Below are 13,219 nucleotides of genomic sequence, written 5' to 3'. Positions count from 1 at the left end.
TTCCCATCTGATGACGCTACTTTTCTTTTGGTGTCCGGTTCGGGGCGGCAGGCCAGAGCACGACGTTGAGTGTGTCGGATGCTTCGTCACGGCATTGCTCGCGCCAGCCGATGACGCGAGCAACGCTTGCGAACCTCAGAACTCCGTCCAGTCGTCACCCTTCAGGGCCAGCGCCGCATTGCCGCGCGCGGCAGCGACCGGGCGGGCCCTGGTAGGTGCAGCGACGGGTGCGGCAGGCGCGTGAACCGGGCTTGCAGCGCGCTGCATATGCCGAGCCGTCTCCCGCAATGCGGAGGTCTGCTGACCGAGCTGGAATTGCGCAAGAAGGGCGTGGAGATTGGCGCATTCCTGCGCAAGACCGGCGCCCGCCGCATTCATTTCCTCGACCATCGCGGCGTTCTGCTGCGTGGCCTGATCCATGTGGTTGACGGCGGTATTGACCTCGGAGAGACCCGCCGACTGTTCCTGCGCCGCAGTGGCGATGGCGTCCATATGGGCGTTAACGGAAAGCACCAGCTGCTCGATCTCGGAAAGCCCGACGCCGGTATCGGCGACCAGCTTCACCCCCTCACCCACCGCAACGGCGGAGGTGTTGATGAGCTGCTTGATTTCCTTCGCCGCATTGGCGGAACGCTGGGCGAGTTCGCGCACTTCCTGTGCGACGACGGCAAAACCCTTGCCTGCATCGCCCGCCCGCGCTGCTTCCACGCCGGCATTCAGCGCCAGAAGGTTGGTCTGGAAGGCGATTTCGTCGATGACGCCGATGATCTGGCCGATCTGGCGCGAGGAGTGCTCGATGCGTTCCATGGCGGAGACGGCATCGCGCACCACCTTGCCGGAAAGATCGGCCTTTGTCCTTGCTTCACGCACCGTGTCGCGCGCCTCGCCAGCCCGCTTGGAGGTGGCGGAAACATTGGCGGTGATCTCTTCCAGCGCAGCGGCGGTCTCTTCCAGAGAAGCGGCCTGCTGCTCGGTGCGGCGGGAAAGATCGTCGGATGCCGACGACACTTCGTGAGCGCCGCCATTCACCGTCTGCACGGACTGGCCGACGCTCGTCAGCGCTTCGCGCAGCTGATGCACGGAGCTGTTGAAATCGTGGCGCAGCGCCTCGAATTGCGGTGCGAACGGCGTTGCGATCTCGCAGGCCATGTCGCCGGAGGCAAGGCGGCGCAGACCGCCAGCCAGCGAACCCGTGGCCTGATTGAGCCGTTCTTCGGCCTCGGCCTCGGCGCGCTGCTGCAGCTCGATACGGTCCCGCTCGGCCCGCTCGCGGTTGGCGACGGCTTCCGCCTCCAGCTGCTTGTTTCGGATAGCCGCCTCGCGAAAGATTTCCACGGCGCGGGCCATCTCGCCGATCTCGTCGGAGCGTTTTGCACCGGCGACATCGATGGTCAGGTTGCCGCTGGACAATTCCATCATTGCCTTGGTCAACCGGCTGATGGGGCGGGTAACACGACCGACGATGACGGCAAGGCAGAGAATGCAGACGCCAAGCGTGAGGATGAAAGCCGAGAGATAGACCATCGCGCCGACAAAGGCGTCCTGCCTTGCCTTTTCGGCATTGGCGTTGAGAACATCCATCGCTTCCGAGGCGATTTTCGCGACCGTATCGAGGTTTCCGGTGACGGTATTGCGCCATGTATCGATGGTGAAGGCCGGCGTGCGGCCATTGTTCAGGTCGTCGATCAGCTTCGCGCGCTGCGTGACGAAATCACCCTTGAAATAGGTCTTGTCGGCAGCGGCATAGATATCCTTCAGCGCCTGCGGCGTCGATTCATGCACGACGAGTTCGCCGGTGGCTTTCCAGGCAAAGGCCGCGCCCGCATCGAAATTGCCAAGCTGTTGGGTTTCCTGCGGGGTCAGCGGCCGCTGCTGGGCCACGACCGCATTGATGACAACAGTGGCGCTGCCGCCCAGCGCACGCGCCGACCAGCCATAGGACCGCAACTGGATGAGGCCGGTGAGGCTCTGGTCCAGCGAACGAACCTCGCCTTCCACCGCCGTCGATCCCGCTTCGAGCGCCGTCAGGAAATCCTGACCGAGCGCCAGCACGGTCTTGTCCAGCCCGTTTTCACGACGGTCGAGCGGCAGGGTGACGTTGGCGTCAACCTTTTTGCGCAGTTCCAGGAATTGCGTGTAGATATCCTTCACGCGGGCAAGCGGAGCCTTGAGGCCAGCCTGATCGAGCGCGGCGGACTGTTCGAGAAAGGCGCTCATGGCGGCATCCACCTTCTGGCGCGACGCCTGCACGCTGGCGATCGTATTGGCCGTCTTCGCGGGGTCGACCGTCAGCGCCGAGGCGCTGTTGCCGCGTTCACTGCGAAAGTTCAGCAAGGCGTTGAAAAGCAGCCTGTCCAGCGAAACGAGCTGCGCCACCTCCGAAAAGCTGCGGGCACGCTGCACGGACTGTAACATGCCGTTGCCCACGAAGCCTGCCAGCGCGATGCCGACGAGCAGAAAAAATCCCACAAGTATATTGCGTATGCTGAAAGACATTTGACGGCCCCCACTAGCCCGGATCGGTAATGCCGCAAGCTAGCGTGTGGTCCTCTAAAATTGGATTAAATTCCCCCCGAATTTTTATGGGAAAGAACAAGGTACAAAACAAAAGGCCGCAGCAGGGAGGAGCCTGCCTCGGCCTTTTGAAAATATCGGTTTTATCCGACCTTAAACGTCTGCGCCGAGACGCGCCCAGTCCATGTAAAGATCGAGCGCCTTGCGGGCGACCGGGCCTGCCTGCAACTCGCGGTCATCCAGCTTCACGACAGGCGAAACCTTGGAATAATTGCCCGAGCAGAAGATTTCATCGGCCTCGCGGAAATCCTCGACCGAAAGCGTCGCCTCACGGACATCGAAACCGGCCTGACGCAGAAGGCCGATCACCCGCGAACGGGTGATGCCGGCGAGGAAGGTGCGGTTCGGAACCGGGGTGAAAACGACGCCGTCCTTGACCATGAAGATGTTGGCCGAAGCGGATTCGGCGACATTGCCGTTCATGTCGCGCATCAGGGCATTGTCGAAGCCGCGCGAACGGGCTTCCAGAATGGCGCGGCCGCTATTGGGATAAAGGCTGCCGGCCTTGGCGTCCGTCATTGCGGTTTCCGGCGAAGGACGGCGCAGCGGCGAGACGGTGAGCGTCAGCGGCTTGCCGGCATCCATCGGCGCTTCGAAAAGGCACAGCGCAAAACGGGTGGAACCGGCATCCGGCGCGACAACGCTGCCGGGCATGCCGTGTTCGGCCCAGTACATCGGTTTGATATAGATCGCCATCTTGCCGTCGAACCTGTTGACGCCTTCCAGCGCCAGCGCCTCGATCTCTTCCGCCGTCATCGTCGGCTTCATGCCCATATTGACGGCAGAGCGGTTGACGCGCTGGCAGTGCAGGTCAAGATCGGGCGCGACGCCATCAAACCAGCGCGCGCCGTCAAACACCGTCGACGCCAGCCACATGGCATGCGAGGTCGGGCCGATGAGCGGCGGATTGCCGGGCAGCCATTGACCGTCAACATAGGTCCAGGTGGTTGATCGGGGTGCGGTATCGACGCTCATGATGGTCTCCTGTCTCAAGCGTTTCCGTCAACTGAAAACGCTCCGTCTTTTTGTTCTGATGCATTACCGGATGAGGAACGCTGCGCGCTCAATCTGGTATTTGCCGGAAATCGGCCGGAGTGAATGCCTCTCCCCTGACGAGGTCAAGTTTTAATTGCCGCGATTTCTGATTTTGATGGAAAATAACAAAGCGACGGCCCGACAAAGATGTTTTATGAGGTGAAACAAAAGGTTGATGAATAGATTCATCACAATAATTCATCGATCCGATGATGGCGGGGCGATTTCGCCCATGCGATGCTGACGATCTGACGGCAGTCCGCAGGAGGAAAACCATGGCATGGTCCGCCCACCAATATCTGAAATTCGAAGACGAACGGACACGCCCCGCCCGGGATCTCCTGGCCCAGGTTCCGCTGGAACGGGTGCTGAATGGCTATGACCTCGGCTGTGGCCCCGGCAATTCCACCGAGCTTCTGACCGACCGTTACGGCGTCAACGTCATTACCGGCATCGACAGTGACGACGACATGCTGGAAAAGGCGGCGGACCGGCTACCGACCACCCGCTTCGGCAAGGCCGACCTTGCAAAATGGAAGCCGGCGCAGAAGGCGGACCTGCTTTACGCCAATGCCGTTTTTCAGTGGGTGCCGGATCATCTCGCCGTTCTTTCGCAACTGATGGACCAGCTGGAAAGCGGCGGCGTTCTGGCCGTGCAGATGCCTGACAATCTGCAGGAGCCGACGCATCGCGCCATGGAGGAGACCGGAGCGAACGGCGCCTGGAAGGACAGCTTTGCGGACGGCAGGCTGCGCCGCAAACCCCTGCCTGCCCCTTCGGACTATTTCGATGCGCTGACGCCGAAATCCGCGCGGGTGGATGTGTGGCACACCGTCTATAATCATCCGATGAAGGACGCGGAAAGCATCGTCGAATGGGTCAAGGGCACGGGCCTGCGCCCCTATCTCGCCGCCGCCGGCGAGGAAAACCGCGAAGCCTTCCTCGCCGACTACACGCGGCGCATCAAGGAGGCCTATCCGCCGATGGCGGACGGCCGGTTGCTGCTGCGTTTTCCCCGGCTTTTTGTGGTGGCGGTGAAGAAGTAAGGACGTGAGATTGTCGCCCGTGGACGGCCGCAGGCTTATCTAGCCAACCGGCCTAAACGCCAATATTTAACCTGCAAAGGCATAGACCCGGAGACGGTGGTTATCGGGATCGGCAGCGGTGAAGGTGTAGCCGAACTCCATTTTGGCGGGCTGCTGCAGCATGGCGACGCCCCTTGCCTTCCAGCTGGCGAAAGTCTCATCCACCTCTGCGTCGTTTTCGACACGGAAAGCGAGCTCTCCGCCGCCGCCCGCGACCGATGCCTTCGGCTCCACGGTATGCTGCGACCACAGGCCGAGCTTCATGCCGTTTTGAAGCACGAACAGCGAAAATGTCGGTGAGGATTCCACCGGCTCCGCACCCAGCAGGGCCTTGTAAAATTCCGTGCTGGCCGGCGGGTTATCGACGTAGAGGATGGTGAAATCGGGGTGGTTCATGGCTGTTCTCCTGTGTTGCGGATGAACAGTTTCTAGACCCCGCTACTGTCAGTTTTTGTCAGCATGGTGCCGCCGCCGCTGTTTTTCCCGTTCGCGCCATTCTTTCAGCAGGGCCTGGCGGCGGCGCGGATAACGGCTGTCGAGAGGACGGAAATCTTCGATGCGGTCGGCCCGGAAACTGCGGTAGTCCTGCCGCGTCTCGCACCAGCCCAGCACCACCCGCACCAGATCGAAAAAAGCGAGTGCGAAGGGCCAGATCACCCGCTCCGTCACCTCTCCCTTTTCATCGCGATAGGTGATGACGACCTTGCTTTCCTTGCGGATCGCATCGCGAATGGCCGCCAGATCGACATGGATGGCGGCGAGGCCCTGCCCCGGCCCGACAAGCAGGGTGGAATGATCGAGTTCCTCGCGCAGCGCATCGGGAAGCACGGCGCCGATCTTGACGAGGGCGGCGCGGGCGGCCTCGGCCAGCCCGGCATCGGCGCGGCCCGCCACCCAGCGCGAGCCGAGCACCAGCGCTTCGATCTCCTGCTTCGAAAACATCAGCGGCGGCAACAGAAAACCGGGACGCAGCACATAACCCACCCCCGCTTCGCCCTCGATGTCAGCACCCTGCGCCTGAAGCGTTGCTATATCGCGGTAAAGCGTGCGCAGGCTGACGCCGGTCTGCGCGGCAAGGGCCGTACCGCTGACCGGCATGCGGTGGGCGCGCAGTATCTGCAACAGATCAAGAAGCCGTTGTGAGCGTGACACGCGACATTTCCTTCCACCCGCATAGTCGGATCATACCGTTGACGATCCCGGCGATAGACGCGTAACGCCGCCAGCCGCCCGGTGCAACCATGCAAAAAAGGGTGGACAAGGCCGCGCCGCCATCATGTAGATATGGCCAGGGATTTTCACGCCCCCTCACCCGCCACAGGCATTTCGAGTTTCCGCCATGATCGTTCGTCCAAAACCGAACCTGCTGCAGCTTTTCCTCATCGTGCGCGGTTCCATCATCGTCCGCATTTTCCCGCAGGTGCTTGCGGTGTTCCTGCTGTCGACGCTGGTCGTCTGGGCGCACAAGGACCGGCCGGATCTGGTGCCGGCGTTGAACGGCGCGCCATTCTCGCTGCTCGGCATCGCGCTTTCGGTCTTCCTCGGTTTTCGCGCCAATGCCTGTTACGACCGCTGGTGGGAAGCCCGCAAACAATGGGGCGCGCTGATCACCGTCGCCCGCACGCTCTCGCGCCAGACCGTAATGCTGGAAAGCCGGCAGGATGCGGCCGATCCCGTAACCCGCCGGCGGATCACCGATCTTGTCATCGCCTTCTGCCACGCGCTGGTTTCGCACCTTCGCCCCGGGGATGCGACCGCCACCGCCGCCCGCCTCATTCCGGATGACATTTCAGAGGCCTATGCGCGCAGCCGCAACAAACCGGATAAGCTGCTGCGGGAAATATCCGCCGCCGTTATCTCCGCCCATGGCAAGGGGCAGATCAGCGATATCCAGCTACAGATGCTGGATGCCACCGTGCAGCAGATGGGGGCGGCGCAGGCTTCGTGCGAGCGCATCCGCCAGACACCGGTTCCCTTCGGTTATTCGCTGCTGCTTCACCGCACCGCGCATCTGTTCTGCCTGCTGCTGCCGTTCGGTTTCACCGATCTGCTCGGCTGGGCCACGCCGTTTACCGCCACGCTCATCGCCTATACGTTCTTCGGTCTCGATGCGCTGTCCGACGAGCTGGAAGACCCATTCGGCGCCGGCCTCAATGCGCTGCCGATCAATTCGCTCGCCACCACCATCGAGATCAATCTGCGCGAGGCGATGGGCGAGACCGATCTGCCGGCCGATCCGCGCCCGGTGGATTACGTGCTGATGTGATATCGCCGCCGCCGGGTTGAAACCGATTGCGCGGACACCAGTTAATGAAAGACGGCTTCCCCGCCCGGCATCTGCCGCCGACCATGTTTTCAGCAAACAGGAGAGACATCCCATGTATCACGTCAACGCCAATGGCGCGAATATTCCCGCCCTCGGTTTCGGCACCTTCCGCATTCCGGAGGACGATGTCAGGCGCATTCTGCCGGAGGCGCTGAAACTCGGTTTCCGCCACGTCGATACCGCGCAGATATACAAGAACGAGGGGGCCGTGGGCGAGGTCATCGCTCAGTCAGGCATTTCCCGGCACGATATATTTCTCACCACCAAGGTCTGGGTGGATCGCTTTCGCCACGACGATTTTCTCGCTTCCGTCGATGAAAGCCTTGCAAAACTGAAGACTGACTATGTTGATCTGCTGCTGCTGCACTGGCCAAAAAGCGATGTGCCGCTTGCCGAGCGCATGGGCGCGCTGAATGCGGTGCGCAAGGCCGGAAAGGCGCGCAATATCGGCATTTCCAACTTCAACGTGGCGCTGACCGAAGAGGCGGTGAAACTGTCTGACACGCCGCTTGCCACCAACCAGATTGAATATCACCCCTATCTCGACCAGACGAAGGTGATTTCGGCCGCGCGCAAACACGGGATGTCGGTGACGGCCTATTATCTGATGGCCGATGGCAAGGTGCCGAACGATCCCGTGCTGAAGGACATCGGCGCAAAACACGGCAAGACCGCCGCACAGGTGACCCTGCGCTGGGCCGTACAGCAGCCGGACATCGTGGCGCTTTCCAAGACGGCGACCGAAAGCCGCCTCAAGGAGAATTTCGACATTTTCGATTTCGCGCTGACGGAAGAGGAAATGCAGGCGATCCACGCGCTGGCCAAACCGAACGGCCGCATCGTCAGCCCCGGCCACCTCGCACCCGATTGGGACGACTAAACCGGCGGGCAGTCCGGTTCGGGTTTCACCGCTCAGTCAGGGCCAGCTTCGCCCCCAGCGCCACAAAGGCGGCGGCGAAGCTGCGCCTCAGCCAGGCGAGAACCGCCGGGCGTGACATCACTTGCCGCCGGACCGAGGCGGCAAAACAGCCGTAAAGCGCAAAGACCAGAAACGTCAGGGCCATGAAGACCAGCCCGAGGTCGATCATGCGCCATGTCGGCAAAGCCTCATCCGGTGCGATGAACTGCGGCAGGAAGGCGAAAAAGAAGATCGACAGTTTCGGGTTCAGCAGATTGATGAGGATCGCCTCGCCGATGACGCGGGCGGCCCTCTGGGGTTCCCCGGCATCATCGATCTTCAGCGCGCCGTCTTCCCGCAGCGTGTTCCACGCCATGTAGATGAGGTAGGCGACCCCCAGATATTTGACGACGCCGAAGGCCAGCGCACTGGTGTGCAGAATGGCGGCAAGACCGGTGATGGCCGCGAGCAGATGCGGCACGATGCCGAGGGTGCAGCCAAAGGCCGCAATCACGCTCGCCCTCGCCCCCTGCGAGAGCCCGGCGGCCAGCGTGTAGACCACGCCGGTTCCCGGAGAAGCGGCGACGATGAAGGATGTGATGAGGAATTCGGGTGTCATGGTGCGGGTGTGTCCTGTGGGTGGAGGACAGGAGCATGATGGTGCGTGGGATGGGAGTCTTGGATGAAATTGCAGAACTGATGCTCGAAGGCTCGCGCGGTAACAGCGGGCTGTGGGGCTATGCCGGCCCAATCTCCCACATTCCTGCGCTTGTCACAGGAATGAGGGCGGAGAAAGCATCTACGAAAACGCCGCCCGATAAACCGCCGGCGTCACGCCGAATTGCCGCACAAAAAACCGGTTCAAATGGCTCTGGTCGGTAAAACCGGCGGCAAAGGCCGCCTCGGCAGGCGGCGTACCGCTGGCCAGCGCATGCCGGGCCAGATGCACGCGCCGCTGGAGAAGATAGCTGTGCGGCGTCAGGCCTGTCGCCTTGGCGAAAGCCCGCAGGAAACGGAACTGGCTCATGCCGGCCTCGCTCGCCAGATCGGCGAGGCGGAACGGCCGGACGGGATCGTCATCGATGCTGCTTTTCGCCCGTCTTATGCTGTTGAGTGCGGTAGTTTCGCGCGGTTTGGCAGCCACCTCCATGGCATCCGCCAAAAGCATCAGCAGGGCCTCGTCGACATGCAGGGTTTCGCCCGGCCGCCGCCTTGCGGTCATCGCAGAAAAGACAGCGCAGAACCGAGCTGCTAGCGGCCTTGCATCGACGGGATAGGCAAATTCGAAAGAACCTCGATCCTTCTCGCCGATATCGGCAATGGCGTCGCGGACGATATCGATGTCGAGATAAAGCATTCGCCAGGCGCGGCCGCCCTCTCCGAGCGGAATGCCGTCATGCACCTCGCCCGGATTGACGGTGATGACATGGCCGGCGCCGGCCTCCACCATACCGCGGCCGGAGAGCGATTTCTGCGCGCCGCGTTCGATGAGGCCGATGCCGAACTGATCATGCATGTGGCGCGGAAAAGAACGATCGCTATCCGCCACCACGGCGGCGACACCGGGCAGAACGGTTTTCGGCATCAGGAACTGGGCTTGGCCCATGAAAGCACGCGCTCCGCGGATAAGAGCGCGAGGCTATCACAGGACGTCCGGTCGCAACAGACTTTGCGGTTTACGGATGCATATGGTTGATCATGGCGAAGACCTGATCGAAATTGCCGTTCTGCGCGGCGAAACGCAGCGGTTTGCAGCGCTCCACCACCACTTCCTTGTCGTCCGGGCGATTTTCAAGAATATCCATCACCTCGGAAATGAAGGCGTCGAGCGGCATCGCCCTTTCGTCGCTCGCCTGCCCCTCACCCATCAGCGTCGTCTGCACATAGGGCGGCACGATTTCGATGACTTCCACCGGCGTCTCCCTCAACTGCTCGCGCAGCGCAACCGAATAGGCATGGATGGCTGATTTGGTGGCGCTGTAGGTGGGGGTCAGCACCATGGGCACGAAGGCGAGGCCGGAGGAGACAGTCAGCACCGTGGCGGCGGGTTGCTTGAGGAAATGCGGCAAAAGCGCCGCCGTGAGGCGGATGGGCGCGAGAAGATTGGTGGCGATGGTTTCTTCGGCCGTATCAAGATAATCCGGTGCGGCGACGATGTCTTCCGGCCGCATGATACCGGCATTGTTGATGACGGCGTTGAGGGTGGGGTGGGCCTTCACCAGCGCCTCGGCAAATGCGCGAATACCTGCGGCGTCCGTCGCATCCATCACCATCGAGGCCATGCCCGGGTTGGCGGCCGTCACCTCGTCGAGCACGGCCTGGCGGCGGCCGGAAATGATGACCCTGTTGCCTGCCTGATGAAACGCTTCCGCCAGCGCCCGGCCGATGCCCGAACCACCGCCGGTGATGAGAATGGTGTTATCAGTGATTTTCATTGGAACATCCTTTGCTTGTTGGCTGAAAGGAAGTTAGCTATGATACTCTCCAATCGAAAGTAGGCACCTAAAAGATTTATACTTACCCGATGGAGAGTGTAAGATGAAACGGCACGCGGCCGACCCGGCCATCGAGAACCGGCGCAAGGTTCCGCCGCCCACGGATACCGATCCGGTGATAGAGGCGCTGGTTCAGGACATCATTGCCAAAGTGGCCGACAAATGGACGATGCTCATTCTGGAAGTGCTGGAAGAGCACGGCACGCTGCGCTTCACGCAAATCGGCAGGCTGGTGGGCAACATCAGCCAGAAGATGCTGACGAAAACGCTGCGGCAGATGGAAAGCGACGGGCTGGTGCGCCGCACCGTGCACCCCGTCATTCCGCCGCATGTGGATTATGCTCTGACGAACCTCGGCCGCACGCTTGGCAGCGCCTTTTGCGGCGTTTGGATATGGGCGGAAACGCACCATGCCGAAATAGAAGAGGCGCGCCGCCTGTTCAATGAACAGCCGCCGCGCCCCGCGATGGAGTAGCTTCGCCTCAGGCGAACTGGCTGAGACCCGGAACCGAGGCGATCACCTGGTCGACAACCTCATCGCCCGCATGCTGGCGAGCAACGGAGATGGTTTCCTTGGCGAGCGTGGAAATCTCGCTCATGCCGAGGCCCTGGCTCATCAGCTGCTGGCCGAGACCCATGATGCCGCCGCCGCCGATGGCGCTCATCAGGCCGCCGAGCAGACCGCCGCCGCCGGCACCCTCGCCATTATACTGCGCCACCAGATCGCTGGCGCCGGGAATGGCTTCGATCATCCGCGCGATCGGGCCGTCTGCGGCCTCGCGCTGGAGAAAACCGAGAATCATGCCAATGGCCTTTTCAGCCAGTTCAGGGTCGATCCCCGCCTTTACGGCGATCTGATCCACGACTTCGTTCATTCTTGCCTCCTGTTGAAAAACGACGCCAACATCGAATAACTGACGTTAACGTCAACGTAAAACAATCTCATGCTGCATTCAAGCGGCCACGAACAGGTGCGGCAACTTTCATCAAGCGGTTTTTCCTCATCGGCATCAAGCAGTTGTTGCGCCTTGAAACTGTCCTTATAAGATCATCACAACCAAACTATGAAAAGGCCGCTTTCGCGAGGAACGGTCATCGCATGCCAGCTACGCTTTTAATTCGGACATGACTTTTGCAAAATCCGGCGCGATTTTAAGGGTCATGCATCAGCCGCAGGAGAAAATGGTCGATGTTGCAGGACGGACAGCTCTATATCGGGACCAGCCGCAATCCGGACGACAGCCTGAACAAGGGCGAATATCTGGAACTGAAATTCGGCAACCGCCACGGCCTGATCACCGGCGCGACGGGAACGGGCAAGACCGTGACGTTGCAGGTTCTTGCTGAAGGTTTCTCCAAGGCCGGCGTGCCGGTTTTCTGCGCCGATATCAAGGGCGACCTTTCCGGCATCGCGGCGGAAGGCGAAGCCAAGGACTGGGTGCAGAAACGCGTCGAGCAGATCGGCTTCACCGATTTTTCCTACGGTAAATCCTCCGTCATCTTCTGGGATCTCTACGGCGAAAAAGGCCATCGCGTGCGCGCCACCATCGCCGAAATGGGCCCCCTGCTGCTCGCCCGGCTGATGGATGCCTCGGAAGCGCAGGAAGGCGTGCTCAACATCGCCTTCAAGATCGCCGATCAGGGCGGGCTGCCGCTGCTCGATCTCAAAGACCTGCAATCGCTCCTGAATTATATGGGCGAAAACGCAACGGAGCTTTCCAACCAGTTCGGCCTGATTTCCAAGTCCTCGGTCGGATCGCTGCAGCGCGGGCTGCTGGTTCTCGAACAGCAGGGCGCGGCCAATTTCTTTGGCGAACCGGCGCTGAAGATCGCCGACATCATGCGCGTCGGCACGGACGGGCACGGCACCATTTCGGTTCTTGCCGCCGACCGGCTGATGATGAACCCGCGCCTTTACGCCACCTTCCTCCTCTGGATGCTCTCGGAACTCTTCGAAGAACTGCCTGAGGTGGGCGACCCGGAAAAGCCGCGTCTCGTGTTCTTCTTCGATGAGGCGCATCTGCTCTTCAACGATGCGCCACGGGTGCTGGTGGAACGCGTGGAACAGGTCGTGCGCCTTATCCGCTCCAAGGGCGTGGGCGTCTATTTCGTGACGCAGAACCCGCTCGACGTGCCGGAAACCGTTCTTGCCCAGCTCGGCAACCGCGTACAGCATGCGCTTCGCGCCTATACGCCGCGCGAGCAGAAAGCGGTGCGCACGGCGGCCGACACCTTCCGCCAGAACCCGGCCTTCAACACTGCCGACACCATCACCACGCTCGGCACCGGTGAGGCGCTGATCTCGACCCTGCATGACAAGGGCGCACCCTCCATCGTCGAGCGCACCCTCGTGCGCCCGCCTTCCGGCCGTGTCGGACCGCTGACGGATGCGGAGCGCAGGTCGCTGATCGATGTGAGCCCTGTCGCGGGCCAATACGACAAGGATATCGACCGGGAATCGGCCTTCGAAATCCTCGCCGCCCGCGCCCAGAAGGCGGCGGACGCGGAAGCCGCCAAACGTGCGGAAGAGGAAAATGCCGCAAACCAGTCCGAAACTGCTTCCGGCCGCTGGCGTCTGCCGGGCTTCGGCGACGAACCCACGCAGGCTTCCACCACCGGTTCCCGCAATGGCGGCGCCCGCCGCACGGGTTACCAGCGCGAAACGGTGATCGAGGCGGCGATGAAAAGTGCGGCCCGTTCGGTCGCCACATCCGTCGGCCGCGCCATCGTGCGCGGGATTTTGGGTAGTTTGAAGCGATAGAAACAGGCACGCCGCCCGCTCCCGATGGGGCGGGCGGCGCTTGAT

13 protein-coding genes are annotated in these 13,219 nt (G+C 61.7%); 5 read left to right on the top strand and 8 right to left on the bottom strand.

The features are described 5' to 3' along the window. Positions 1 to 135 precede the first annotated feature (135 nt). Together WDZ78_RS11570 and WDZ78_RS11565 are read right to left on the bottom strand one after the other, a co-directional pair. Entirely contained in the window at positions 136 to 2,496 is a 2,361-nt protein-coding gene (locus tag WDZ78_RS11570) for a methyl-accepting chemotaxis protein (RefSeq protein WP_020009623.1), read from the bottom strand. A gap of 171 nt (positions 2,497 to 2,667) precedes the next feature. Beyond that, a complete protein-coding gene (locus WDZ78_RS11565) occupies positions 2,668 to 3,549 on the bottom strand; it encodes a branched-chain amino acid aminotransferase (protein ID WP_020009622.1) in 882 nt (293 codons plus the stop codon). A 335-nt stretch (positions 3,550 to 3,884) separates the two neighbouring features. Here WDZ78_RS11565 and tam point away from each other — a divergent pair, with 335 nt between their 5' ends. After that, positions 3,885 to 4,655, top strand: a complete 771-nt coding sequence (tam, locus tag WDZ78_RS11560; RefSeq protein WP_020009621.1) for a trans-aconitate 2-methyltransferase — start codon at positions 3,885 to 3,887, stop codon at positions 4,653 to 4,655. A 66-nt stretch (positions 4,656 to 4,721) separates the two neighbouring features. On the opposite strand, the gene WDZ78_RS11555 is transcribed toward tam, so the two are convergent. Further along, a complete protein-coding gene (locus WDZ78_RS11555; RefSeq protein WP_020009620.1) occupies positions 4,722 to 5,090 on the bottom strand; it encodes a VOC family protein in 369 nt (122 codons plus the stop codon). Between the two features lie 48 nt (positions 5,091 to 5,138). Continuing rightward, positions 5,139 to 5,846 (bottom strand): helix-turn-helix transcriptional regulator, encoded by a 708-nt coding sequence (locus tag WDZ78_RS11550; protein WP_425673090.1) that lies wholly within the window; start codon positions 5,844 to 5,846, stop codon positions 5,139 to 5,141. 187 nt (positions 5,847 to 6,033) lie between these two features. Here WDZ78_RS11550 and WDZ78_RS11545 point away from each other — a divergent pair, with 187 nt between their 5' ends. Together WDZ78_RS11545 and WDZ78_RS11540 are read left to right on the top strand one after the other, a co-directional pair. Beyond that, positions 6,034 to 6,960, top strand: coding sequence for a bestrophin family protein (locus WDZ78_RS11545; protein ID WP_425673089.1), 927 nt, complete (start codon positions 6,034 to 6,036; stop codon positions 6,958 to 6,960). Between the two features lie 112 nt (positions 6,961 to 7,072). Further along, positions 7,073 to 7,900, top strand: coding sequence for an aldo/keto reductase (locus WDZ78_RS11540; RefSeq protein WP_425673088.1), 828 nt, complete (start codon positions 7,073 to 7,075; stop codon positions 7,898 to 7,900). A 25-nt stretch (positions 7,901 to 7,925) separates the two neighbouring features. Here WDZ78_RS11540 and WDZ78_RS11535 read toward each other — a convergent pair whose 3' ends face one another. The 3 genes from WDZ78_RS11535 to WDZ78_RS11525 form a co-directional block, all read right to left on the bottom strand. Next, a complete protein-coding gene (locus WDZ78_RS11535; RefSeq protein WP_425673087.1) occupies positions 7,926 to 8,537 on the bottom strand; it encodes a LysE family translocator in 612 nt (203 codons plus the stop codon). 180 nt (positions 8,538 to 8,717) lie between these two features. Continuing rightward, positions 8,718 to 9,524 carry an AraC family transcriptional regulator gene (locus tag WDZ78_RS11530; RefSeq protein ID WP_425673086.1) on the bottom strand — a complete coding sequence of 269 codons (807 nt, stop codon included), beginning with the start codon at positions 9,522 to 9,524 and terminating at the stop codon, positions 8,718 to 8,720. Between the two features lie 70 nt (positions 9,525 to 9,594). Next, positions 9,595 to 10,353, bottom strand: a complete 759-nt coding sequence (locus WDZ78_RS11525) for an SDR family oxidoreductase (protein WP_425673085.1) — start codon at positions 10,351 to 10,353, stop codon at positions 9,595 to 9,597. A 103-nt stretch (positions 10,354 to 10,456) separates the two neighbouring features. Here WDZ78_RS11525 and WDZ78_RS11520 point away from each other — a divergent pair, with 103 nt between their 5' ends. Further along, positions 10,457 to 10,888, top strand: a complete 432-nt coding sequence (locus tag WDZ78_RS11520) for a winged helix-turn-helix transcriptional regulator (RefSeq protein ID WP_020009613.1) — start codon at positions 10,457 to 10,459, stop codon at positions 10,886 to 10,888. Between the two features lie 7 nt (positions 10,889 to 10,895). Here the strand turns inward: WDZ78_RS11520 and WDZ78_RS11515 are convergent, their stop codons facing one another. Continuing rightward, positions 10,896 to 11,288 carry a hypothetical protein gene (locus tag WDZ78_RS11515; RefSeq protein WP_425673084.1) on the bottom strand — a complete coding sequence of 131 codons (393 nt, stop codon included), beginning with the start codon at positions 11,286 to 11,288 and terminating at the stop codon, positions 10,896 to 10,898. A gap of 314 nt (positions 11,289 to 11,602) precedes the next feature. On the opposite strand from WDZ78_RS11515, the gene WDZ78_RS11510 reads away from it, so the two are divergent. After that, positions 11,603 to 13,174, top strand: a complete 1,572-nt coding sequence (locus WDZ78_RS11510; RefSeq protein ID WP_020009611.1) for a helicase HerA-like C-terminal domain-containing protein — start codon at positions 11,603 to 11,605, stop codon at positions 13,172 to 13,174. Positions 13,175 to 13,219: the final 45 nt, after the last annotated feature.

This window comes from Agrobacterium sp. M50-1 (assembly GCF_049843495.1).
Lineage (GTDB): Bacteria > Pseudomonadota > Alphaproteobacteria > Rhizobiales > Rhizobiaceae > Agrobacterium > Agrobacterium radiobacter.
Note: the sequence above shows the minus strand (reverse complement) of the source record. Positions and strands in the feature narration are given on the sequence as shown.

What these genes read in the sequence shown, in the direction of transcription:
- WDZ78_RS11565 (WP_020009622.1), bottom strand. Translation starts at nt 3,549, where the DNA reads ATGAGCGTCGATACCGCACCCCGATCAACCACCTGGACCTATGTTGAC.
- WDZ78_RS11535 (WP_425673087.1), bottom strand. Translation starts at nt 8,537, where the DNA reads ATGACACCCGAATTCCTCATCACATCCTTCATCGTCGCCGCTTCTCCG.
- WDZ78_RS11525 (WP_425673085.1), bottom strand. Translation starts at nt 10,353, where the DNA reads ATGAAAATCACTGATAACACCATTCTCATCACCGGCGGTGGTTCGGGC.
- WDZ78_RS11515 (WP_425673084.1), bottom strand. Translation starts at nt 11,288, where the DNA reads ATGAACGAAGTCGTGGATCAGATCGCCGTAAAGGCGGGGATCGACCCT.
- WDZ78_RS11545 (WP_425673089.1), top strand. Translation starts at nt 6,034, where the DNA reads ATGATCGTTCGTCCAAAACCGAACCTGCTGCAGCTTTTCCTCATCGTG.
- WDZ78_RS11540 (WP_425673088.1), top strand. Translation starts at nt 7,073, where the DNA reads ATGTATCACGTCAACGCCAATGGCGCGAATATTCCCGCCCTCGGTTTC.
- tam (WP_020009621.1), top strand. Translation starts at nt 3,885, where the DNA reads ATGGCATGGTCCGCCCACCAATATCTGAAATTCGAAGACGAACGGACA.
- WDZ78_RS11570 (WP_020009623.1), bottom strand. Translation starts at nt 2,496, where the DNA reads ATGTCTTTCAGCATACGCAATATACTTGTGGGATTTTTTCTGCTCGTC.
- WDZ78_RS11555 (WP_020009620.1), bottom strand. Translation starts at nt 5,090, where the DNA reads ATGAACCACCCCGATTTCACCATCCTCTACGTCGATAACCCGCCGGCC.
- WDZ78_RS11510 (WP_020009611.1), top strand. Translation starts at nt 11,603, where the DNA reads ATGTTGCAGGACGGACAGCTCTATATCGGGACCAGCCGCAATCCGGAC.
- WDZ78_RS11530 (WP_425673086.1), bottom strand. Translation starts at nt 9,524, where the DNA reads ATGGGCCAAGCCCAGTTCCTGATGCCGAAAACCGTTCTGCCCGGTGTC.
- WDZ78_RS11520 (WP_020009613.1), top strand. Translation starts at nt 10,457, where the DNA reads ATGAAACGGCACGCGGCCGACCCGGCCATCGAGAACCGGCGCAAGGTT.